The sequence below is a fragment of the Halomonas urumqiensis genome (assembly GCF_003028575.1).
Lineage (GTDB): Bacteria > Pseudomonadota > Gammaproteobacteria > Pseudomonadales > Halomonadaceae > Halomonas > Halomonas urumqiensis.
This window is the reverse complement of the sequence record NZ_PYUD01000003.1, coordinates 429201-452655: the sequence shown is the minus strand read 5'-3', so window position 1 is coordinate 452655 and position 23455 is coordinate 429201. Positions and strand designations below refer to the sequence as shown.

The 23455-nt window shown below is 63.9% G+C and carries 18 protein-coding genes; 8 read left to right on the top strand and 10 right to left on the bottom strand.

Annotated features, from left to right (window positions below; all coding sequences use genetic code 11):
• Nucleotides 1-10 precede the first annotated feature (10 nt).
• On the top strand, nucleotides 11-922 hold the full coding sequence (locus C6V82_RS11855; protein ID WP_102587209.1) for a DMT family transporter: 912 nt from the start codon (nucleotides 11-13) through the stop codon (nucleotides 920-922).
• A gap of 19 nt (nucleotides 923-941) precedes the next feature.
• On the opposite strand, the gene C6V82_RS11850 is transcribed toward C6V82_RS11855, so the two are convergent.
• Complete coding sequence (locus C6V82_RS11850; protein WP_102587208.1) at nucleotides 942-1559, bottom strand: class I SAM-dependent methyltransferase; 618 nt, start codon at nucleotides 1557-1559, stop codon at nucleotides 942-944.
• 169 nt (nucleotides 1560-1728) lie between these two features.
• On the opposite strand from C6V82_RS11850, the gene C6V82_RS11845 reads away from it, so the two are divergent.
• The 5 genes from C6V82_RS11845 (at nucleotide 1729) to astB (ending at nucleotide 7973) form a co-directional block, all read left to right on the top strand.
• Nucleotides 1729-2943 (top strand): aspartate aminotransferase family protein, encoded by a 1215-nt coding sequence (locus C6V82_RS11845; RefSeq protein WP_102587207.1) that lies wholly within the window; start codon nucleotides 1729-1731, stop codon nucleotides 2941-2943.
• A gap of 68 nt (nucleotides 2944-3011) precedes the next feature.
• Nucleotides 3012-4076 carry an arginine N-succinyltransferase gene (locus C6V82_RS11840; protein WP_102587206.1) on the top strand — a complete coding sequence of 355 codons (1065 nt, stop codon included), beginning with the start codon at nucleotides 3012-3014 and terminating at the stop codon, nucleotides 4074-4076.
• Nucleotides 4076-5092: an arginine N-succinyltransferase gene (astA, locus tag C6V82_RS11835; protein WP_102587205.1), complete on the top strand. Its 1017-nt coding sequence runs from the start codon at nucleotides 4076-4078 to the stop codon at nucleotides 5090-5092. The genes C6V82_RS11840 and astA overlap by 1 nt, the downstream gene beginning before the upstream one ends.
• A gap of 41 nt (nucleotides 5093-5133) precedes the next feature.
• Nucleotides 5134-6603, top strand: a complete 1470-nt coding sequence (gene astD, locus C6V82_RS11830) for a succinylglutamate-semialdehyde dehydrogenase (RefSeq protein WP_102587204.1) — start codon at nucleotides 5134-5136, stop codon at nucleotides 6601-6603.
• A complete protein-coding gene (astB, locus tag C6V82_RS11825; protein ID WP_102587203.1) occupies nucleotides 6600-7973 on the top strand; it encodes an N-succinylarginine dihydrolase in 1374 nt (457 codons plus the stop codon). Before astD ends, astB begins: the two co-directional genes overlap by 4 nt.
• Nucleotides 7974-8065: 92 nt before the next feature.
• Here astB and C6V82_RS11820 read toward each other — a convergent pair whose 3' ends face one another.
• On the bottom strand, nucleotides 8066-9115 hold the full coding sequence (locus C6V82_RS11820) for an SPFH domain-containing protein (protein WP_102587202.1): 1050 nt from the start codon (nucleotides 9113-9115) through the stop codon (nucleotides 8066-8068).
• A 2-nt stretch (nucleotides 9116-9117) separates the two neighbouring features.
• A complete protein-coding gene (locus tag C6V82_RS11815; RefSeq protein WP_102587201.1) occupies nucleotides 9118-9588 on the bottom strand; it encodes a nodulation efficiency, NfeD-like protein in 471 nt (156 codons plus the stop codon).
• Between the two features lie 126 nt (nucleotides 9589-9714).
• Here C6V82_RS11815 and C6V82_RS11810 point away from each other — a divergent pair, with 126 nt between their 5' ends.
• Nucleotides 9715-10458: a trimeric intracellular cation channel family protein gene (locus C6V82_RS11810; protein WP_102587200.1), complete on the top strand. Its 744-nt coding sequence runs from the start codon at nucleotides 9715-9717 to the stop codon at nucleotides 10456-10458.
• A gap of 7 nt (nucleotides 10459-10465) precedes the next feature.
• Here C6V82_RS11810 and C6V82_RS11805 read toward each other — a convergent pair whose 3' ends face one another.
• The 6 genes from C6V82_RS11805 to C6V82_RS11780 all read right to left on the bottom strand — a co-directional run bounded on the left by C6V82_RS11805 (nucleotide 10466) and on the right by C6V82_RS11780 (nucleotide 21404).
• Nucleotides 10466-11287, bottom strand: a complete 822-nt coding sequence (locus C6V82_RS11805) for a PEP-CTERM/exosortase system-associated acyltransferase (RefSeq protein ID WP_102587199.1) — start codon at nucleotides 11285-11287, stop codon at nucleotides 10466-10468.
• Nucleotides 11288-14122, bottom strand: coding sequence for a bifunctional diguanylate cyclase/phosphodiesterase (locus C6V82_RS11800; RefSeq protein WP_102587198.1), 2835 nt, complete (start codon nucleotides 14120-14122; stop codon nucleotides 11288-11290). It lies immediately after the preceding gene.
• A 33-nt stretch (nucleotides 14123-14155) separates the two neighbouring features.
• Nucleotides 14156-15382 (bottom strand): hypothetical protein, encoded by a 1227-nt coding sequence (locus C6V82_RS11795; protein WP_229843178.1) that lies wholly within the window; start codon nucleotides 15380-15382, stop codon nucleotides 14156-14158.
• Complete coding sequence (locus tag C6V82_RS11790) at nucleotides 15351-15785, bottom strand: hypothetical protein (RefSeq protein ID WP_229843177.1); 435 nt, start codon at nucleotides 15783-15785, stop codon at nucleotides 15351-15353. The genes C6V82_RS11795 and C6V82_RS11790 overlap by 32 nt, the downstream gene beginning before the upstream one ends.
• Nucleotides 15786-16240: 455 nt before the next feature.
• Complete coding sequence (gene nhaD, locus C6V82_RS11785) at nucleotides 16241-17728, bottom strand: sodium:proton antiporter NhaD (RefSeq protein ID WP_102587197.1); 1488 nt, start codon at nucleotides 17726-17728, stop codon at nucleotides 16241-16243.
• 118 nt (nucleotides 17729-17846) lie between these two features.
• A complete protein-coding gene (locus tag C6V82_RS11780; protein WP_102587196.1) occupies nucleotides 17847-21404 on the bottom strand; it encodes a translocation/assembly module TamB domain-containing protein in 3558 nt (1185 codons plus the stop codon).
• A 141-nt stretch (nucleotides 21405-21545) separates the two neighbouring features.
• Between C6V82_RS11780 and C6V82_RS11775 the strand changes: the two genes are divergently transcribed.
• Complete coding sequence (locus C6V82_RS11775; RefSeq protein ID WP_102587195.1) at nucleotides 21546-22262, top strand: DUF3581 family protein; 717 nt, start codon at nucleotides 21546-21548, stop codon at nucleotides 22260-22262.
• 132 nt (nucleotides 22263-22394) lie between these two features.
• On the opposite strand, the gene C6V82_RS11770 is transcribed toward C6V82_RS11775, so the two are convergent.
• A complete protein-coding gene (locus C6V82_RS11770) occupies nucleotides 22395-23411 on the bottom strand; it encodes an acyltransferase family protein (protein WP_102587194.1) in 1017 nt (338 codons plus the stop codon).
• Between the last annotated feature and the right edge of the window lie 44 nt (nucleotides 23412-23455).

The following is a 23455-nucleotide window of genomic DNA, read 5'->3' as shown; positions in this document are numbered from 1 at the left end:
TGGAGCCCCCATGCGCGCCTTGCGGCCCCACCTGTTCCTGTTGCTGGTTGTGGCGATCTTTTCCGGCAACATCCTGGTCGGCAAGGCGCTTGCTGACCTGCCGCCCTTCACGATCTCGATGGGGCGAGTATTTATCGCCCTGTTGATCATGCTGCCGGTGGGCTGGCATCAGGCCCGCTACAACATGCCGATGTTCCGTCGCCATTGGCGACCGCTGCTGGGGCTTTCGCTGACCGGTGTGGCCTTCTTCAATGCGTTGATTTACGCCTCTCTCAAGTACACCTCGGCCACCAACGTCGCGATACTGGAAAGTACCATCCCGGTGGTGACCCTGCTGCTCAGCGTGCTGCTGCTGGGTGAGCGCTTCCGCGCCCTGCAATGGTTCGGGGTGGCGCTGTCGCTGGCCGGGGCGGTGGTGGTGATCCTCGCGGGCACGCCCCGGGCGGGTGCGCCGGGAGGCGTCAACCCGGGCGACATGATCATGTTGCTGGCGGTGCTGGTGTGGGTCGGCTACTCGTTTCTGGTCAAGGAGCATATGGCGCTCTTTCCCCGCTACGGCAGCCTGCTGGTGATGCTGGCCATCGCCAACCTGGCGTTGGCTCCCATCGCGCTGTTCGAGGGCGCCTGGCAGGTGATCCCGTCGCTTGGGCTTGGGGAAGTGGCCGGGCTCGCCTACCTGGGGATCTTTCCTTCGGTGGTAGCGCTTTTGCTCTACAACCATGCCCTGGCCGATATCGGCCCGACCCGCGCGGCGGTCTACCTCAACCTGCTGCCGGTGTTCACCATGCTGGGTGCCTGGTGGTTTCTCGGCGACGACATCCTGGCCTTGCAGGTGCTGGCGAGCCTGGTGGTGATCATCGGCGTGTGGTGCACCATCATGCCGGCGGGGCGCAGTAAGCAAGGGGTGAGGAGTAAGGGGTGAGAAGTGAGTTGCGAGCGATTCAGACCGCGCGCGCAAGCAGGGCGCGAAACAGCGAGCCCATCATCACTGGCCTGTCGACCTCGATGGCGAAGCCGGCGGTTTCCAGCAGCGGGCGCGCCTGGCGGGTGATGTCGGTGGCGATTGCCGAGGTCAGCTCATTCAGCGCGCGGCGGGCAAGCCCGGCGGGTTCATCATCGGCCTGGAATTTGTCCATCACGCACAGCTGAGCATGCGGCTTCAGCACCCTGTGCGCCTCCATAAGGCCACGCTCGGGGTCGGGCATGACCGCAAGGATCAAGTGCATCACCACGACGTCGAAGTGGTCGTCCGGGTACTCCAGGCGCTCGGCGTCCATGGTGTCGGCCTGCACGTCCATTCCCAGCGACTCGGCACGCTTCGCGATGCGCTTGACCATGGCCGGTGCCAGGTCGGTGGCGTGGATCTCCACGTCGCGGGGCAGCCACGGCAGGTCCAGACCGGTCCCGGCGCCCACCAGCAGCACGCGCATGCCGGGTTGCCAGTTGACCTGACCAAGCGCCTCGCGACGGGCCCGGCGGAAGGCGCGTTCGGCCACGGCATCGTACACCGGGGCATACAGGTTGTAGCGCAGGCGGTTCCATCCGGTGGTGTTGAACATGGCATCGCTCCTGGCAGCGTTAGGGGGACAAGCCTAGCTGATGGCCGGCCTGGCGGCGAAGTTGCGGCGCTGCCTTTTACACAAGTCGCCGTCCCATTGCTGAAAGCCTTTCACCGACACGCTCCCTATACTCGTTGGACATGGTATTTCATCCACGATGGAGAGCGACATGAGCCACACCCCGACCCGCGCCGATTTCGACCAGTACATGGTGCCCAACTATTCACCCCAGCAGGTGATACCGGTGCGAGGAGAGGGGAGCCGCCTGTGGGACCAGCAGGGTCGCGAGTACATCGACTTCGCCGGTGGTATCGCCGTCAACGCCCTGGGCCATTGCCATCCGGCGCTGGTCGAGGCCCTCACCGCACAAGCCAACACGCTGTGGCATCTTTCCAACGTGTACACCAACGAGCCAGCGCTGAAGCTCGCCAAGGCGCTGGTGGAGCGTACCTTCGCCGACAAGGTGTTCATGTGCTCCTCAGGGGGCGAGGCCAACGAGGCGGCGCTGAAACTCGCTCGCCGCTACGCCCATGACCATCACGGTGAGCACAAGGACAAGATCATCTCGTTCCGCCAATCGTTCCATGGCCGTACCTTCTTCACCGTCAGCGTGGGTGGCCAGCCCAAGTACTCCCAGGGCTTCGGTCCGGTGCCGGGCGGTATCCTGCACGCCGAGTTCAACGACCTGGAGAGCGTTCGCCAGCTGGTCGGCGACGACACCTGCGCGATCATGGTCGAGCCGATGCAGGGCGAGGGTGGCATCGTCCCGGCCACCCCTGAATTCCTTTCCGGCCTGCGCGAGCTGTGCGACGAGCACGATGCGCTGCTGATCTTCGATGAGGTGCAGACCGGGGTCGGGCGCAGCGGCAAGCTCTACGCTTACATGCACTACGGGGTGACCCCGGACATCCTGACCAGCGCCAAGTCGCTGGGCGGCGGCTTCCCCGTGGGGGCCATGCTGACCACCGACGCCATCGCGCCCTCCATGGGCATCGGTACCCACGGCTCCACCTATGGCGGCAATGCGCTGGCCTCGGCTGTGGCGCTGGCCGCGGTGGAAACCATCGATACGCCCGAGGTGCTCGAGGGGGTGCAGGCACGTCATGAGTTATTCCGCGAGCTGCTCGAGTCGATCAACCGCAAGCACGAGGTGTTCAAGGAAGTGCGTGGCATGGGCCTGCTGATCGGCGCCCAGATGAGTGATGCCTGGGAAGGCCGCGCCAAGGACATCCTGCCGCTGGCCATCGAGGAGGGCCTGATGGCGCTGATCGCCGGCCCCAATGTGCTGCGCATGGCACCGTCGCTGGTGATTCCCGACGCGGACATCCGCGAGGGAATGGCGCGCCTGGAACGGGCCGTCGAGCGCCTCGTCAGCCAGGGATGAGCGGGTCGATGCCTGGCGCCCACTCCACGGCTTCGCAGCCTTTGTCGCAACCTTCAGGAGAACTTGCCATGCTGGTTGTCCGCCCTGTAAGGCCGGCTGATCTGCCGGCCCTCGAGCGGCTGGCGGGGTCGGCCACACCACGCCTGACCAACCTGCCGGCCCACCGCGACCGGTTGGAGGAGCGCATCGCCCGCTCCCAGCGGGGCTTTGCCCGCGAGGTCGATTTCCCGGGCGACGAGCACTATACCTTCGTGCTTGAGGACTGCGAGCGCGGTGAGGTGGTGGGGACCGCCACCATCCGTGCCCAGGCCGGCTCCAGCGAGGCGTATTACACCTATCGCCAGGAGACGCTGATCCATGCCTCGCAGCAGCTCAATGTGCGCCGCGAGGTACAGACGCTGTCATTGTCCCACGAGGTCTCCGAAGCCACGTTGCTGTGTGCGCTGTCGCTCGATCCGCGCTACAAGGGCACCAGTGCCGAGAGCCTGTTGCGCCGGGCGCGGCTGATGTTCATCGCCCAGTATCCGGAACGTTTCGCCGAGGTGCTGGCGCTGGCCTTTCCCGGGTATCTGGATGGCGATGGCGAGTCGCCGTTCTGGAACAGCGTGGGGCGGCATTTCTTCGTGCGCAGCTATGAGGAGATCAATCACATCGCCGGAGTGCGCTCGAAGAGTTTCATCGCCGAGGTGATGCCGCAGTTTCCGCTCTATCTGCCGCTTCTTACGCCCCAGGCGCGCGCCGCCATCGGCCGCGAGCATCCTGCCCACGAAGGGCCGCTGGAGGAGATGCTGGCCGAGGGGTTCGTGCGCTCGCGGCATGTCGATATATTCGACGCGGGACCGGTGATCAAGGCCGAACGCGAGCGGCTGCAGAGCTTCCGCCGCGCGGCTTGGCACCCGGTGCGCCTGCGCCCGTCGTCGAGCCTGCCGGATGCCGAGCCGGCGATGGTGGCCAACCAGAAGCTCGGTGAGTTTCGCTGTGTGGTGGCGCGTTATGCCTTGTCGCCCACCGGCCAGATCATGCTTTCCGCCCAGCACGCCGAGGTGCTTGGAGTGGAAGAGGGGCGTGCGGTCCTGGCCGCCCCCCTGGCCCTGCCGGCCGCCGACGATGCACTCGACGAGGGAGACCTGTGATGCGCATTCGCCCCATCGCCCACGGCGACCTGGAGGGCTTGCAGGCCCTGGCCCAGCAGACCGGGATCGGCTTTACCTCGCTGCCCGACAACCGCGAGTTCCTGGCCGCCAAGATCGAGACTGCGGTGAGTGCCTTCGAGGAACGCACCCCGGTGGATGACCGGCTCTACTTCTTCGTGCTGGAGGATGACGAAAGCGGTGAGCTGGCCGGCTGCTGCGCGGTGATCGGCGAGGTCGGCCGCGACATCCCGTTCTACAACTACCGGCTTGGCACCCTGGCCCATTCGTCGGTACAGCTCGACCTGCATCGCACCATCGACACGCTGTTTTTGAGCTCTGACCATACCGGCGATGCCGAGGTGTGCTCGCTCTATCTGCGCCCGGAATACCGGCGCGACCGCAATGGCACGCTGCTCTCCCGTGCGCGCTGGCTGTTCATGGCGCAGTTTCGCGATCGATTCCCCGACAAGGTGCTGGCGGAAATGCGTGGCCACTTCGACGAGAACGGCATCAGCCCGTTCTGGCAGTGCCTGGGCAGCCACTTCTTTCCGCTCGATTTCAACGAGGCCGACCGCCTCACGGGGCTTGGACAGAAGAGCTTCATCGGTGAGCTGATGCCGAAGTTTCCGATCTACACCCCGTTCCTCACCGAGCAGGCGCGTGCCTGCATCGGCCAGGTGCATGAACACACCCGCCCGGCGCTCGAAATGCTCAAGCGTGAAGGGCTGCGCTGGGAAGGTTTCATCGACATCTTCGATGGCGGCCCCACCGTCGAGGCCTATGTGGATGACGTGCGCGGGGTGCGCGAATCGGCGTTGTGCCAGGTGGAAGTCGTGGCAAGCGCCGCACATGACGAGCGGCCGAGATGGCTGGCCTCGACCACCTCGATGGTCGATTTTCGTGCCAGCTGGCTGGGCCGTGGCCCCGACGAACACGGGGTCATCGTACTGACCGAGGAGGAGTCGCACCGGCTGGGAGTCGGTGCGGGCGATGCCCTTCGCTTACTCGCGTCTTGATTGAATCGAACGAGCGCGCGGGCCAAGAGACAGGAGACACCATGCACGCCAAGCAACAACACGTCATCGACGGTCAATGGGTTGACGGTGATGCCCCGTCGTTCACCAAGCACGATTCGGTTTACGGGCACGCCCTGTGGACCGGCAATGCCGCCGACGACGCCCAGGTAACGGCGGCCGTGGCGGCCGCCCGTGGTGCCTTTCCAGCCTGGGCGCGGACCTCGTTCGCCGAGCGCCAGGCGCTGGTCGAGCGTTTCCGCGAAGTGCTGGAACGCCATCGCGAGGATCTGGCGCATGCCATTGCCGGCGAAACCGGCAAGCCGCTGTGGGAGGCACGCACCGAAGTCGGTGCGATGATCGGCAAGGTGGCGTTGTCGATTCGTGCCTACCAGGAGCGCACCGGCGAGTGCGAGCGCGACCTGGGCGATGCGCGCGCCGTGCTGCGCCATCGCCCACATGGTGTGCTGGCGGTGTTCGGCCCCTACAACTTTCCTGGCCACCTGCCCAATGGCCATATGCTGCCGGCGTTGCTGGCCGGCAATACCGTGGTCTTCAAGCCCAGCGAACAGACGCCGCTCACCGCCGACCTGACGCTGCAGTGCTGGCAGGAGGCGGGGTTGCCCAAGGGGGTGATCAACCTGGTGCAGGGGGCGGCGACCGTCGGCCAGGCACTGGCCGCTTCGCCCGATATCGACGGCCTGCTGTTCACCGGCAGCGCCAAGGTGGGCGGTATGCTGCATCGCCAGTTCGCCGGCCAGCTCGACAAGATCCTGGCGTTGGAACTGGGTGGCAACAACCCGCTGGTGATCAAGGACGTGCCGGATCAGGAGGCGGCGGTGCTGACCATCCTGCAGTCGGCGTTTCTCTCCGGTGGACAGCGCTGCACCTGCGCAAGACGGTTGATCGTGCCGGAAGGGCAGGTCGGCGATCATCTGCTCGACGCCCTGAGTGATGCCATTTCCCGCTTGCACCTCGCCGGCCAGTTCGCCGAGCCCGCTCCCTTCTACGCGGGGCTTGTCAGCGTGGCGGCGGCCGATGGCCTGCTCAAGGCCCAGGAGGATCTCGAGGCGCTGGGTGGCACGGTGATCTCGCGCATGGAGCGTCTCGCGGCTGGCACCAGCCTGCTGTCGCCTGCGTTGATCGATGTCACCGGCCTGGCGGTGCCCGACGAGGAGCACTTCGGGCCGCTGCTCAAGGTGCATCGCTACGCCGACTGGGACGAGGCGATCCGCCTGGCCAACGACACCCGCTACGGCCTTTCCGCCGGATTGATCGGGGGGGAGCGGGCCGACTGGGACGACTTCCTGCTACGCATTCGCGCCGGTATCGTCAACTGGAACCGCCAGACCACCGGGGCCTCGGGTGACGCGCCCTTTGGCGGCGTGGGCGACAGCGGCAACCACCGCCCCAGCGCCTACTATGCCGCCGATTATTGCGCCTATCCGGTGGCTTCCGTTGAGGCCGAAGCCCTCAGCCTGCCAGACAACCTGCCACCCGGGGTGAGCCTGTGAACGACGCCAAGCATGACGCCACGGGCGTCAGAGAAGTCAACTTCGACGGACTGGTCGGCCCGACCCACAACTACTCGGGCCTGGCCCATGGCAATGTCGCCTCGATGTCCCATGGTGGCCTGGTCGCCAACCCGCGTGAGGCGGCCCTGCAGGGACTTGCCAAGATGAAGTCGTTGATGGATTCAGGCTACGCCCAGGGCGTGTTGCCGCCCCAGCAGCGTCCGGATCTTGGCGCACTGCGCTCACTGGGCTTTTCCGGTAGCGACGCCAAGGTACTGGCGCGGGCGGCGGGCGAGGCGCCACAGATCCTGCGTGCGGTGTGTTCGGCGTCGAGCATGTGGACGGCCAACGCCGCCACGGTGACGCCGAGCCTGGATGCCGCCGATGGTCGTGCGCACTTCACGCCGGCCAATCTGCAGTCGAGCTTTCACCGTTTCCTGGAGCCCGCCACCACGGCGCGTGTGCTGGCGGCGATCTTTCGCGATGAGCGGCACTTCGCCCACCACCCGGTATTGCCGAGCACGCCGGCGTTTTCCGACGAGGGCGCGGCGAATCACACTCGCTTGTGCGCGGCCCATGGCGAGCCAGGCGTGCACCTGTATGTCTACGGGCGCGAGGCGCTGGGCTGGGAGAATCAGGCGGGCGTGGCGCCGAAGCGCTTCCCGGCCCGCCAGACCCTCGAAGCCAGCCAGGCGGTGGCTCGCCAGCACGGGTTGTGTGACTTGCAGACGGTGTTCGCCCAGCAGCATCCCGATGCCATCGATGCCGGGGTATTCCACAACGACGTGATCGCCGTGGGCAATGGCCCGGTACTGCTCTATCACGAGATGGCGTTCCTCGATGAACAGGCCACCCTCGAGGAATTGCGCGACAAGATGAACGCGCCGCTGATTCCGGTGCGGGTGCCCAAGGAAGCGGTGAGCATGGAGGATGCCGTGGCCTCTTACCTCTTCAACTCGCAGTTGCTCTCCAATGCGGATGGCAGCATGACCCTGGTGGTGCCGGGCGAATGCCAGGAGCGTGAGAGCGTGTGGCGCACCCTTCAGGATCACCTGCTGGCGGGCAACAACCCGATCAGCGAGGTGGTGGTCAAGGACGTCAAGCAGAGCATGCGCAACGGCGGGGGGCCAGCCTGCCTGCGCCTGCGCGTGGTGCTCAGCGAAGCCGAACGCGCCTCACTTTCCGGCCGGGTACTGCTCGACAACGCGCTGCATGGTGAACTCGTCGCCTGGGTCGAGAGACACTACCGCGACCGCCTGGCCCCGGAAGATCTTGCCGACCCCGCGCTTGCCAGCGAATCGCTCGCCGCGCTTGATGAGCTGACGCGCATACTCCAGCTGGGCAACGTCTATCCGTTCCAGTTGGGGTAGCTAAGGTGGATAGCCCCAGGAGGGAATCCCGGTAGAGACAGTCCCGCTGGACTCGCCGGTTCACCGGCGAGTCCAGCGTCGTCAGCCAAGGCTCAGTTGCCGCTGGCGGCGCCGCCGACCACGCCGCTCCGCAGGCTGCCCTGGTTGCCACTGGTCGAGAGGTGGTTGGCCACAGCGTCCTCGGGTGAGCCAGCCATTTCGCGGAACATGCCCATGGAGCCAAGCAGGGCGGAGGACTCGTAGGGCACGAACACACGTTCGCCGTCCTTGGCCATGTTCGGCAGCACCTTGATATAGCTCTGGCCGAGCAGGTAACCCACGACGGTGCGCTTGTGCTCGTCGCTGTCTCCAATCGCGTTGAGCACCAGCTTGATCGATTCCTGCTCGCCCTGGGCGCGCAGGATCGCCGATTGCTTGTCGCCTTCGGCGTTGAGGATGGCGGATTCCCGCTGCCCCTGGGCCATGGCGATCGCCGCCGACTTTTCGCCCTCGGCCTCGGTCACGGTGGCGCGGCGCTTGCGCTCGGCGGCCATCTGCAGGCGCATGGCCGATTCCACTTCCTCGGGCATGGCGATGTCCTGCACTTCGACCCGCGAGATCTTCACGCCCCATTTGGAGGCGGCTTCTTCCATGGCCCGCTGGATCTCGTTGTTGACCTCCGCGCGGGACTCGAAGAGCTTGTCGAGTTCCATCTTGCCGACCACCGAGCGCAGGGTGGTCTTGGCCAGCACCTCTACCGCCTGGCTCATGTTCTCGACCTCGTAGACGGCCCGCTTGGGGTCGATGATCTGGTAATAGAGCGCGCCGTTGATATTGACCGTCACGTTGTCGGTGGTCACCACCGGCTGGCCGGGGAAGTCCATGACCGTCTCGCGGCGGTCGATGCGCGTTTCGTTGCTGGTGATGGCTTGATAATCCTCGCCCATCTTGCGATAGCGGATCATGGTGATGGCGCGTGGCTGCTCGATGAAGGGCACGATGATGTTGATGCCGCTCTCCAGCAGCCGATGAAAGGAACCCAGGCGTTCGATCACCATGACCTCGGACTGGCGAACGATCACCAGCCCCTTGGAAATGATCAGAATGCCGATGATGACGATGATAAGGCTGAGAATCAGCCCGGGGCCGATGGGAAGGTCCATGCTCACTGCTCCGTGTGTGGATTGGAAGGGGTTGGGTAGGCGACGACGGCGGTAGTGCCCTCGAAGCGGATGAAGGTGACCTCTGTGCCAGAGGGGAGTTCTTGCTCGCCCGTGGTATCCAGGCGCAGTCGATAGAGGTCGCCGTTGATGTTGATGACGGTGGCACCGTCGAAGTCACGGATATGGGTGCGATAGGTTCGGCCTCGTTCGACACCGGTGCCGGTGGTGCCGTAGGCCACGCCGCGAGGTGAGAACCATGGCCGGATCTTCCACACCGCCAGTGGCACCAGCACACCCGAGAACGCCCCCATGCCGAAAAGCTGCCAGGCAAGCGACAGGTCGAGTGCGGCAAGGCCTGCCGTCAGGGCGGCGGCCAGCGCCAGCGCCAGCAGCACCATCGCGCCACTGGTCAGTTCGGCAAGCCCCAGCAGCAAGGCAATGGCCAGCCATACATAGGCGGGATTCCAGTCCATGACACCTCCAGTCGCCAAAGGCTGACATCGTGGCGTATCCACCCGCGGGTGTCGATGAGTTTTCAAGCGGGATATCTCGGCGCAATGCGCTATCCTGCTGGCCACCAATGAACAGGAGTGCATGGCGTGACGGGGTTGATCTACTGGTTGGACATGGCGGGGGTGATCGTTTTCGCCCTTTCGGGGGTCGTCCTTGCGTGTCGCACGCGTATGGACCCCTTCGGCATGCTGGTGCTGGCCGCGGTCACCGGCATCGGTGGCGGCACCTTGCGTGACCTGGTGCTTGGGGTGCGACCGGTATTCTGGGTAACCGACACGACTTACCTGTGGGTGATCCTTGGAACGGTCGGGCTGTCGATCATCGGCTTCCACTATATTCATCGTCTCTCGCGGGGGTTTCTGCCGGTGGCCGATGCGTTCGGGCTTGCGCTGTTCACGGTGATCGGCACGCATAAGGCGCTGCTGCTCGATGCACCCGGGGTCGTGGCGGTGCTGATGGGGATGTTGACCGGGGTGGCTGGCGGCATGGTGCGTGATGTGCTGGCGCGCCGGGTGCCCATGGTGCTGCGCCAGGAAGTCTATGCGACGGCAGCCATCGCGGGTGGGGTCATCTATGTGATGCTGGAATCGCTGGGCTCGCCAGCGGTATTGACCATCGCACTCGCGCTTGCCACGACCCTTGGGCTGCGCCTGGCGGCCATTCACTGGCAGTTGGCGCTGCCGACCTTCGCCTGGGTAGTGATCCCGCGCAGCCAGGACGCAGTCAGGCCAGCGCAGGACTCACCCTCTGGTGACATGCAGGCTGGCTCACGTCCCAAGGTCAGGGTCAGGCTGATCGGGCCTGGCAAGTCGCGGCGGACCACCAAGTAACGCCGCGTCATAGCGTGGCGGTGTCCATTGCGTGGGGCATCGCTGATGTCAGTTGCGGCCGCAGCTGTTGCTGGATGTGTTCATAAAGGGGCACGAGCCGTTCAGGCAGGTATCGTTCGGCCTGGTGCTGGTCGATGTAGAAGGGCGCGCGCGGCCCATGGTAATCGATCAGTTCGCCGATCCGCTCGAACGCCAACCCTGACATCTTCAATAGCCGTGCAAAGCGTGGCTCCATCATCGCGAACACGTGCTGGCGTTGCGCCATGCCCACCACTGCGGTTGCGGCAAAAAACAGGCTCAATCCCACGGGAATGGGGTTGTGTCGGGGTCTTCCCTTCGCTACCGAGACATCCTCCTCCTTGATGCCGGCCACGTTGCTGCGATGCTTGCGAAACACATGGCTCACCGCGAGCCGTGACACCTCGCAGACACTGTGCCGGGGAAAGTGCTCCGGCCTTAGCGAGGGGTGGGTGAAACGCTGTCTGGCATAGGCCTGAAGGGGCAGCAGCGAGAGATGTGGCTCAGAATTCTGGCCTTGCAGCTGGCCTTTCAACACCACTCGCATGCAACCGGCGACCTGGGCGCTGGGAAGGTGTTCGATGATGCAATGAATGGCGTGGCTGTCGAACTCGTCGTACTCGAGGCGGCGCTTTGCATCTGTCGGCGGCTCGTACTTGAGTTCCTCGCAGTAGACGTCATGGCGCAAGCGAAAGGCCCTTTCTCTCTCCCTGGCGTTGGCGGGAATCGAAAGCCTGAACTCGCTCTTGAAGTCATTGACTACGGCGTCGAGGGAGGTGTTGCCACTCGCTGACGATGAACGAATCGTCATTCAAGAATTCCTTGTCAAGTCGATGCCCAGGACATCGGATACAGGTTTGGGTCTGCCCAGATGAAAGCCCTGCCCGTAGGCAATGCCATAGGACTGAAGGATGGGAAGCAAGGCTTCTTGTTCAACGAATTCGGCAATGGCCTGTTTACCGAATCCAGCGGCGATATCGGCAATGGCGCGCACGATGACGCGGCTGTCGGCACTGATGGGCAGACTGCGGATGAAGCTACCGTCGATCTTGATGTAATCCACCGGTAGCTGGCCGAGATAGTGGAAGCTGCTGAAGCCGACCCCGAAGTCGTCGAGTGCGGTGCGGCAACCCAGGTCGCGCATCGCCTGCAACACACCGCGTGCCGTGGAGAAGTCGGTGACCGCAGCGGTCTCGGTGACCTCGAGGATCAGGTAATTGGGGTCGGCGCCACTGGCGGCGAGTTCATCGGCCAGGTATTGCTTGAGCCCCTCGTCATGCAGCGACTGCCCCGACAGGTTGACCGCCAGGCTGATCCCGCGCTGTTGGACCTTGCTCAGCACCTTGAGGGTATGGTGCAGCACCCAGCGATCCACGGCGACGATCTGTCCGCTGCGCTCGGCCACTGGAATGAAGTGCCCAGGCAGCACCATGCTGCCGTCTTCGTCGCGCATCCTCAGCAGCACCTCAAAATGGCGCACGTCGCGATCCTCCAGGCGCATGATCGGTTGCACCATCAGCTCGAAGGCATCTTCCTCCAGGGCGCGGTGCACCCGTTCCACCCAGTAGACGCGTGCCTGCAATTCATCCTTGGCGCTTGCCACCGTGGCCAGCAGATGCCAGCGCTGGGCACTCGATGCCTTGGCCTTGTACATCGCCATGTCGGCGCTGGCCATCAGGTCGGTGGCGCTGCTGCCATGGGCGGGGAACAGCGCGATACCGGTACTGGCATCGACCCGGTGGCGTCGCTCGCCGATATTGAAGTCAAGTGCGCCCAGCACATGATTGACCTGCTTGGCGACGCGGCTGGCCTGTTCGCCGTCGGCGCCTTCGAGCAGCAACGCGAACTCGTCACCCCCGAGGCGGGCAATCACACCACGATGGCCCAGCTCCTCGTTCAGCACGCGGGCCACCCGGCGCAGCAACTGATCACCGGCCTGGTGGCCGCTGAGCTCGTTGACATCCTTGAACTGATCGAGATCCATCATCAGCACGGCACCCTTGCCGCCGCGCGCAAGGGTGGTTTGCAAGGCTTCCTGGAAATAGCGGCGGTTGTAGAGCTCGGTCAGCGGGTCACGCTCGGCAAGCCAGGTAAGACGGGATTCGGCTGCCTTGCGGTCGGTGATATCCAGGCCCACCGAAATGCGGCCGGCGTCGCCGCTGGAGCCTGCTGGCAGCGGGGCGTGATACCAGGCAATCGTGCGCACCTGGCCATCGGGAATGCGCAATGGCCGTTCGTCCTGGCGAAGGAACTCGGTGGATGGTTCGCTTGCCGTGGGAGCGAAGACATCCTCGAACAGGCGCTCCAGCAGTATGTCTTCGCGAGTGGCCATCATCGCAAGGGCGTAGTCATTGACCAGCGTGATGCGGCCATTGGCATCCTGGGTGACGATGAACACCCGCGCGGTGTCCAGCAGACTGCTGATGAAATCCCGTTCTCTGGCCAGTTCCTCGACGCGCTCGCCAAGTTGCTCGCCACGGGCGGTGACTTCACTCTCCAGCGTCTCGAGCTGCCGGGCCAGTTCCAGCGTCGAGTCCTCGAGGATGTCGATCTCGTCCGGCAGGCGGTACGTTCGATGAGGAATCGCGGTGCGCGCCTGGGCAAAGCCACCGCGAGCCAGCGCCGGCAGCACCGAGGAGATTCGGCGAAGCCGAGCCATGGGGCTGAGCAGGATGGCCAGCAACAGCAGCTCCGCGGCAAGCCATCCGCCAAGGCCGACCAGGATAAGCGTGCGGGTGTTATCGCGAATGGCACTTATCTGGGCGCTGATGTCGGAGCTCAGAAGGAAATAGCCGGTACTGCGCCGATCACTGTCGCGATCCATGCGTATCGTGCTGAGTTCGATATCCCGGCCACCCGCCTGGAAGCGCAGGGGGGCAGCGATCAGCTCGTCAAGGCTCGCCTGTGAAGCGGCTTCATCGAGCAGCGGCAAGTGGCTGTCCTGGCGAGTCAAGGCCACGAGATGTCCATTCCACTCCTCGATCCGACGCTCGTCGGAGGGTGGCTGGGAATTCGCCGCACCGACCACCAGCAGCGCCACGTCGCTCCCTGAGACCTGGTGAACCTGGCGGGTTACGTCAGCAAGCGAGCGTGACAGGATCACGGTGCCGACGCTGCGTCCCTCCACCAGCACCGGCACCACCGCATATTGCCGGCAATCGGCGTAACAGCGCAGGGTCGTCAGTGGCATCTCCGCTGCCATGACCTGGCGAACCCAGGCAAGCGCCGATCTTTCGCTCGCCTCCTGCCCCTCGCCCCACTCGGCTCGTTGGCGTCCCGCGGCATCGAAGACCAGTATTTCGTCGATACCGGCCTCCAGTTGCAGGGTTGGCCATTGGGGAGCGATGGCCTCATCGATCCCGCTGGATTGGGCGGCTTCGAGTGAAGGCCCCAGACGCTGTGCCGACGCCACCATGGAGGCAAGCTGGCGCAGGCTCTCTTCCGAACGCTCGAGTGCCAGGTGAATCTCGCCCGCCTGGCGCTCGAGATGCTGCAGGCGAATCTCTTCGAACTGGCGGGTCAGGTTGGCATGGCCCAGCCACGAGAACAGCAACACCAGCCCCAGCAGCAACAGGCTGCTCAAGGCAATCACCCGCCAGGTCAGGCTCAGGCGGGGATTGGGGCGGCTGCCGGTGGGTGAGGTCATTGCGAGGGTTCCTGCCCGGTGGACGACATGCAATCAGAAGCGCAGCGAGAATTGGAACAACAGCATGTCCCAGCGGCGGCGTGTCTCATCGGGGTCGGGGTTGTCCTGGGTCGGTAGCCATCCCGTTCCGTCCACGCGGTGGTACTCGGCGGCCAGCAGCACTCGAGAAGTGGCGTTCCACTGCAGGCCGAGGGTGAAGTCATTGGCGTATTGGCTATGCGCGGGGCCTGCGCCGCTAGCCGCGTACCGGCTGCCGGAAGGGTCATCGCGGTTGCTGACCAGGCTGTCGTAGCGGACCAGCCACTGCCAGTCATCGAGGAAGCGACGCGTGTATTGGACGTACCAGCTTTCCCCTGTCTGGTCGAAATTGACACGCGGGTCGTTGAAGCCCTGCAGGCTCGAGTTGCGAAGGGCGAATTCGCCGGTCAGGCTCCACAGCTCGGCATTGTATTGAAGTGACACTATCCAGGGTTGGAAGGAAAAGTCGCCGGTACCCAGCGCCGGAACCTCGGAGGCGAACCGCGCGTTGACATCTGCCGCACTGAGCGCGGCCACGATGCGACCGCCATCGTGCTCGTAGCGCAATTGAGCGATGGCCGAAGGCCGTGGCTCCAGGTCACCAGGCGTGTCCTCGAAGCGCAGCGTACTGCGCAAGTCGTCCCCGGCCTGGGTATCGCCGGTGCCGGCCTGGAGGCGCAAGGTACCCGAGGGCATGCGGTGTTCGGTGTAAATCAGCGCGCCGTCCGCCGACATGCCAAGCGAACGTGTCCTGTCGAAATAGATCGATTGGGGCAACAGGATGCTGGGGCGTGTGAACGCCACGTCCCTGGTCTGGTTGTAGAAGCCGAAGGGGTTCTTGAAACGGCCAAGTTGAATACCAAGCGTACTCTGCTGGTTGGAGACCATCTGATAATCGATGACCCCATAGTCCAGCTTGGGTCGGCTGATCTTGCCATCCGCACCGGCGCGACGGCTCAATACCTGGGCGGCGATCAGCACGTCCTCATGTGGGCGCAGCGAGGCGTTGGCGCCGATCTCGGTGTACTCGAGGCTGCCGTCCTCCTGGCTGCTGGGGCCGAAGAAGTCGTTGTGATCGGTGATCACCAGTGCCTGGCTCAGGAAACCATGCAACTGCAGGGTGTCGAGCATGTCGCTATCGGCGTGTAATGGCCCGGCCGTCAGTGCAAGCAGCAGACTGCCCGCCAGCATGCCGCAGCGATGGCAACGCTCACTCGATCGCGATGACTTGGACACGGTCATCCAGGTACTCCCTTTCAAGGTATCCCAGCGCACCGGGTGTAGTGGCCAGACGCTCGAGCATGTCGGGTTGTGTGAAGGCCCGCATGGGGGCTTGTCCGGTGCCGGAAAACACCATGCGATCCCAGGCGAGCTGGAGTTGATGGGGGTAGACGCCCAGGCGTTCCTTGGCGAACCGGGCATGCACGGGATGGTTGTTGTCCAGCACGAAGACGCGAACCGCCATGCCATCCGGCCAGGAGCGCTGGCGCATGGCGAAAAGGGCGCGGGTGGTGTCACGAGTCAGTCGCTGTGTTTCGACGTCGACATGGGCAACCAGTACCACGGTTGACTCGTCATCACTGGCCATCGCCGGCCCCGCGATGACCATCAAGGCCAACACGATTGCCGTGATCAGCCGCGCCACTGGGCGGCGACCTCATGGCGGGATACAGAGACGTCTATTGCCACCCCTCCAGGGCGGAACGACAAACAGAGCTGCATGGTTCGAGAGTTCCCTGTGATGCAACACGTCTTGCATGCGAGTGGCAAGGAGCCTTGCTCCTCATGCGTTCCAGGCATGCCGATAACGTTATCTCCCGGCGAACGTCGTGTGGCCAATTGTTAGGTGAGCTTGTCGAATCTCGTGGCAAGCGATTCGCTACGCTACCGATCTGGCCATCATCTTGGGATACGCTACATCAATGGAAAACAATGTAAAGCACTGTTCGTCAACGGCAAGCCGCGACAATACTCGTAACATGCCATCCAAAAGCATGGCCCGGTGTCATTCGCCACCGGGCCATGAGGTGATCCAGGCCGGGAGATCAACCCTCCAGCCTGGAATCTGCGGCCATGGATCAGCCCTAAACAGGCTTGAGATCAGCCGTAAACTGAGAAGCTGGCCGCGTTCAACCACAGGTGCACGGCAATGCTGGCGGCATAGCCCAGGGCAATGACCGGCGCCCAGCGCAGGTGACCCATGAAGGTGTAGTTGCCGCGTGCCTGGCCCATGAGTGCCACACCCGCGGCCGAGCCAATCGACAGCAGGCTGCCCCCCACGCCGGCGGTCAGGGTGATCAGCAGCCAGTGGCCATGGGACATGTCGGGCTCCATGGTCAGCACGGCGAACATCACCGGGATGTTGTCCACCACCGCCGAGATCACTCCCAGGGCGATATTGGCCCAGGTGGCATCCCAGCCGGTGTAGAGCGCTTCGGACAGCATGCCGAGATAGCCCATTACCCCCAGGCCGCCGACACACATCACCACCCCATAGAAGAACAGCAGGGTATCCCACTCGGCGCGTGCCACACGGTTGAAGACATCGAAGGGCACCACGCTACCCAGTTGTGCCAGCTTCTTGTCGTCGCCGCGCCGGGAATAGCGGGTACGCTTCTTTTCCAGCGAGCGCGGCAGGCTGCGACGCAGGTAGTAGCCGAAGAACTGCAGATAGCCAAGACCGGTCATCATGCCGAGCACTGGCGGTAGGTGCAGAACAGTGTGGCAGGCCACGGCGGTCGCCACGGTCAGCAGGAACAGGAAGATGATGCGCCGTGCGCCGCGCTTCAGCCAGACATCCTCCTCGACGCTGTCGGGCTTGCGGTTCTGGATGAAGAAGCTCATCACCACGGCCGGGATCAGGAAGTTGACCAGCGACGGCACCAGCAGCTCGAAGAATTCACTGAACTCTACCAGGCCCGCCTGCCATACCATCAATGTGGTGATATCGCCGAAGGGGCTGAAGGCACCCCCCGCGTTGGCAGCCACCACGATATTGACGCAGCACAGGTTGATGAAGCGCTTGTCGCCTTCCGCGACCTTCGTGACCACCGCGCACATCAGCAGGGCGGTGGTCAGGTTGTCGGCGATCGGTGAAATACAGAAGGCCAGTACACCGGTGATCCAGAACAGCTGGCGGTAGCTGAAGCCCTTGCGCACCATCCACGAACGCAGTGCGTCGAACACACGGCGTTCGTCCATGGCGTTGATATAGGTCATGGCCACCAGCAGGAACAGCATCAGCTCGGTGAATTCGAGCAGCGTGATCCGAAAGGCGTGTTCGGCCTCATCAGGCATGCCAGCCTGAACATAGAACCAGCCAATCAATGCCCAGATGATGCCGGCAGCCACCAGCACCGGCTTGGACTTTCGCATGTGCAGCTTTTCTTCGCCCATTACCAGTGCATAAGCGAGCACGAAGACGATCAGCGCCAGCAGGCCCGAGAGGGTGCCGGTCATGTCCAGCGAGCCGGTGGCAGCATGGGCGGCGGGTGCGAACAGCAGCAGGGCGAGAACGGCGCACACGAGGGAGCTCGACCGCCGGGCGAATCGCCGGGGCCTTTGTTGGTTACCACAGGTTGTCAGCATGGCTGAATTGTCCTGAGAATAGAGGAGGGAAGGGGAAAAAATCGCCGCGATCTTAGCACAGACTAGTGCAGCGCAACATGCTGGAAACGGTCGTTCGACTAGTGCATTGGTACAAGTGTCAGGGGACGCTCGGATATGCCTTCTCGACCGCCTGTTGCCAGGTTTCCTCGGTCACTTCGATCATCGGTTCGTCAGGCGCCTGTTGATCCGCTTGGCCTTGTTCATTCTGGCTTCGTTCATTCTGGCTTCTTTCATTCTGGCGTTGGCCGGCCCGCTGCTCGAACCAGCGACGCGGCTGCAGCAGGCGCAGTCGCGTTTCACCATTCACCAGCGCGATACCGACACCCAATGCGCCGAGCCGCGCATAGAGATCTCCGCTGAGTGATTCATCGCGCATCAGCAGGCTGGCAAGCAGAGTAAAGTCATGCCCCTCGAGACGCGCATCGCTGAGCTCGAGCTCACGTTCCCGGACATGCAGGCCGGCGGTACCTTCGAGGTTGCGTACCGTCAACCAGCGGCCAAGCCAGGCATTCTCACGCGCACTGTCGAGAAACAGGCGTGCCAGCAGGCCGCTGTCGCGCATGGCGAGCGCTACCTTGGCATCGATCACCAACGGCTGTGCCCAGGTCAGTTGGCCGGACACCAGCTCCAGCCTGGCCCACCACCCCGCGTCGCGCTGGCCACTGGCATCTTGGCGGGAGATGTTATCGAGGCGCAGGCGAGTACCGGTGGCGTCGAACCGCTGGCCGTTGATATCGCCATCGCGGAGTTGTGCGTCGAGCCGCAGGTCGCCGTTCAATTGTTGGTCGGCAAGGCGCAATCCGGCGTCGAAGGCTTGCAGTACCAGGTCGCCTTGCAGCGTCAGGCCCTCGAAGGTCAAGTCGGCTTCGATTCCCGCCTGTCCCGAGAGCAGCTCGAGACCGGCGTCGCTTGGCAGGTAGGCGTTATAGCGCGAGAGGTCATCGAGATTGGCGATCGGCAAGCGAATCCGGGTGGTGATGTCATCAAGATGGTCGCTGTCACGGGCCCTTTGCATGTCGGGGATAAGTGTCTCGAGGGTGAAGTGGCGGCCACTGACATGGGGACGTTCATCACCTCGTTGCACAAGATCGAATTGCGGGATGCCAAGTTCGAGCCTGACGCCGGGCGCCTCGCGGCTACCCTCGACCATGGCATCGAGTGTGCCCCGTCCGCTGGCCTGATAATCCAGGAAGCCCACCGCCAGTTCGTCCGCCGACACGCGCAGCAGGCTGCCTGGCAACAGGCGGTCGTCGCCCATCGACAGGTCGGCGGTAAAGCGACCACTACCGGTGAGCGTCAGCCCCTGGGCCGCCGGCAGGAAGGCCTCCAGCATGCCAAGGTTGGTGATCAGCCCATTCAGCGCCAACTCTCCCGACATCGGTGCACGCGCCCCGCCGCCTGGCACCGGCAAGGGGCCGAAGACTGCGCGCCTGGCGATGAGTCGCGAACGCAATCGCTCACTTGTCGGCACCTCGGCCGTGGCGGCCTGTATCTCCAGTTGGCTGCCCGAGAGATCCAGGCGGCTGCCATCCAGACGGGCCTCGCTGACGCGCAGGTCCAGCGCAAGCTCGCCATCGATCGGCTCGTCGAAGAGTCGTCCGCTGATGCGTTGGCCGGTGATATCGATACGGCCCCTGGCCAGCCCCTCTTCCACTTCGAGCTGGCCGTTGGTCACCGCTCGGCCGTCGCTCAATCGGAATGGCAGGGTCTCGGGCAGATAGACCTGCAGCACGTCAACGTCGGGCATCTCGGCGCCTCGCCATGATAGCGTCAGGCGGGGCAACGTCAGCACGCCATCAAGGTCATCAAGGACGCGCTGTGCGATCAGATCGCTCTCCGCGACCAGCTCGAAGGTACCGTCCTGCATCAGCCGTCGCGCATCGGAAAGGCGTACCACCTGGGCCTGTTCCACCTGTGCCTCGAGCCGGCCACGCGGCACGCCGAGGGCAGGCAGCCAGGTGACCACGACACTGCCACGGCCGCGTGCATTCAGGTCGAGCACATTGACCCCGAGTGACTCGGTGGTCACCGCAAGCTGGCTGCCGGATGCCACCCGCCCTTCCTCCAGGCGCAGGCTGGCGGCCAGTTCCCCGTCGCCGTCGAGCAGGATCTCGTTGCCTGTGCTGATCGCATCGAGGAAGGTATCCAGCACGCTCAACTGACCGACCTGGCCACGCATGGCGATGCGTCCATTCAGGGGCAATGGCCCATCACCATCGAGCATCGATGCCACGGGTTGCGAGGATTGCAGGCTCGCTGCGTCAAGGCTCAACGTGGTGGTCAGTGGCGCCGCGTCGCGCTCCCCTTGAGCCGTCACCGCCAGGTGAGAGCCGGAGAGGTCGAGTCGTCGCTCGGTGGGGTCGAGCTCGAGCATCAGGTCGAGGGCCAGTTCGCCACCGAGTGTCTGGCCGAGAAGGGTCAGGGCGATGTCGCTGCCTGCCAGGTGAAAGCCGCCTTCGAGTATGCCGTCGGCATAGTCGAGCCGACCATCAAGCCCGGCGCTGCCGCTCTCGAGGGTCAATGGCCCGCCCTCGGGCAGGTAGACGGCAAGCGCACCGACGTTGGGCAGCCGGGCATCCCGCCATTCTAGGCTTGCCTGGCTGAGGCGGCGCGGTGCATCCGCGAGGTCGGCGCCGGGCAGGCTCGCGGCGAGCAGGAAACGCTGGCTGGTCATGAACGGCTCGGCAAGCCCGGCACGCTGCATCACCATGTCATTGAGCTCGATCTCGAGCTCGGCCCGGCGTCCATCTCCATCCGCGGTGACGGTGCTGGTGATGCGTCCGCCGCCGCTGAGGCGATGCTGCTCCGGGGCTTCGCCCGCCACTATCCAACGCCGTTCGGCCTGATCTTGCGCGGTGTCTTCTTCGCCGCTGGCCAGCAGCAGCGATTCGTCTATCTCGACCACCAGCGACGGCGAATCCAGGATAAGCTCGCTGCCCGGCGTCAACACGCCGTCTTCAAGTCGCAGTTCGCCACGCAGTTCGCCATGGCCGGCAAGGCCAAGCCAGTCCAGGTCGCGCAGATAGGGGGCGAACACATCCCAGGCGTCGGCCGTGGCGGCAAGGGAAAGCTCACCCGACAGGTGGCGAGTCGCTGCCAGGTCGAACGGCTCAGCCAGGTCGATGGGCGCGAGGGAGAGCCCGGCATCGAGGGTGATGTCGTTGGCCAGAAGCGTCTCGTCGCGCCATACGCGGGACTCCCCAAGCGCCAACATGAGCTGGTCCGCCACGAGCCGGCCGTCGGTCAGACGCAAGCCACTGACAGACACGTTGCCCGCGCCCTCGAGTCGATAGCGCCCCAGTCTGGCGGTGCGGAGGCCTTTCGCCGCCCCACGTTCGAGTTCGACATGGCCCGACAGCAACGCGTCAAGCGACACGCCGAGCTCGGCACCGGCCACATCGATTGCCATGGAAGCGCCTTGCCCAACGCCACTCAGGCGCAGTTCGCGCAGGTTGAACTGCCCTGGAAGCAGGCTCCAACCGGAATCCCAGTGCACGCTGACATTGCCGCGTTCATTCAGCCATGCCTGGGTCCAGGGCAGGTTGAGCAGCAGGTTGATGACCACCAGATACAGCGCCACCACCAGCAGCGGGACGACCAACAGCCATCTCAGACGCCGGGCCAGGCGACCGGGCAGGGATGTCTCTCCAGACATGTACGACCGCTCCTTGGGTGACATTCGCTCATGTTAACGCGCCGAATGGCTCTATTGGCGAGCGATTTTGTGGCATCATCTCGTCTGGGCCAAGAACGGCAAGGTTCGCATCGCCAACGACGCAGGGCAGGCACAGCACGCATGTTTCTCGATGAATTCCACTCGCGTACCGGGGAATGGGTCACCATCTCCGCGGCGCAGGCCAGTCGTTTCGCCAAGGGAGTGGCTGGCGACTACAACCCCATCCATAACCCCGAGGCACGGCGCTTCTGCGTGCCCGGTGACCTGCTGTTCGCCTTGGTACTCGAGCGCTTTGGCCTCTCCCAGCAGATGAACTTCCGCTTCCTCAGCATGGTGGGCGACGGCACGCCGCTGCGTTTCGATGAGGGGGAAGATGGCTTGCTGTGGGTCCGCGATGAGGACGGCAAGCGCTATCTCGAAGTGGAACGTGAGGGTGACATCACTCTTGACGAGGCCGTGGTCGAGGCCTTCACCCGCTGCTATGTGGCGTTTTCCGGCAAGAACTTCCCTCACTACCTCAAGCCACTGCTGCAAGAGCAAGGCGTGATGTTCAACCCGCGTCGCCCGCTGGTGATCTACGACAGCATGGGCTTCTCGCTGCAGCGGCTGGATGCCCTGGCCCCGGCGCTTGAACTATCGCGCTCATCGCTCGAGGTGGCCGGCAAGCGTGGCGACACCCTGCTCGAGTTTCGCATCATGGAGGGCGACACGCCCATCGGCGTCGGTTCGAAGAAGCTAGTGGTAAGTGGGCTTCGCGACTACGACGCCGCCGCGATGGATGACATCGTCGCCGAGTTCTACCGCCTGAAGGCGGCCTATGAAGGTGACACACCCTGAGTTCTCCCCCTGCCCTGATCGACAGATGCCCTGATCGGCAGATGCCCTGATCGGCAGATGCTCTTATCGACAGTTGCCCTGATCGACTGTCGTCCGAGGGGGGCGAGTGCCGTGATGCGATGCGTCTTTCGTTCAGGTCACCCGCAGGCGCTTGCCGAACATCAGGCCGCTCCAGTTGCTGCGGTTTACCACGCGGTTGAGCATGATCGAACCCGAAAGCCCCACGACCATCAGCGCGGGGGCATATAGCCACAGCGGCACGTCGATCTGCCAGGTGATGAAATCCACCAGCGAAAAGAACAGCGGGTGGGCCAGGTAGATACCGAACGAGTATTCGTTGACCTTCTTCACCAGCGGCGTGGCGGTAAGCCCCGACAACCAACTCATTGCCCACAGCATCGCGAAGATGAACAGCGGCACCACCCAGGTCTCCTTGGACGAGTACTCGAGTTCACCACGCAGGGTGAACAGCACGATCATCGCCACCGTGACCGCCAGCCAGGCAGGGTTGGAGAGTCGCCGGAACCAGTATTTCTGGCGCAAATCCGGATAGTATTTCACCAGCAGCAGGGCGAGGAAGAACAGGTAGATCCAGCCTATTGGGGCTATCCAGTGCAGGTAACCGGGCGGTTCGATGGCCTGCCAGCGGAAGAACCCCCAGTATCCCATGCTGATCAGCGCGCCGATGAACAGCCAGCGCCCCGAGGGTAGCCAGCGCTTGAGGTCGAAGCGGTTATAGAGCCAGAACAGCACATAGAACTGCATGGCGATGATCAGGAAGTAGCCGTGCCAGCCGGCGAATACCAGGTACTCGACCATGTGTGTGGTGAACCCGACGGGATCGTCGCTTGCCATCCGACGCAGGTATTCGGCAATGGAGTAGATCAGTCCGTACACCAGGTACGGCACCATGATGTACTTGAAGCGGTTGGCCAGGAAATTGTGCGGGACATCATCGCCGTAGCGCGCCGAGAACAGAAAGATCGAGATGAAGATGAAGATCGGCGTACCCAGTACCAGGGGAATGCGCGCCAGATCCAAGCTGACATGCCCGAGATAATTGTCTTCGATGCGCCCGATCAGGTGGAACAGGAAGACCGCGAGGCATCCATAGAACCGCAACCAGTAGATTTCCTCGATGCGCTTCATGGGGTCTCCAGCAGTTGAAATGGCGAAGTGGCACGCAAACGGGG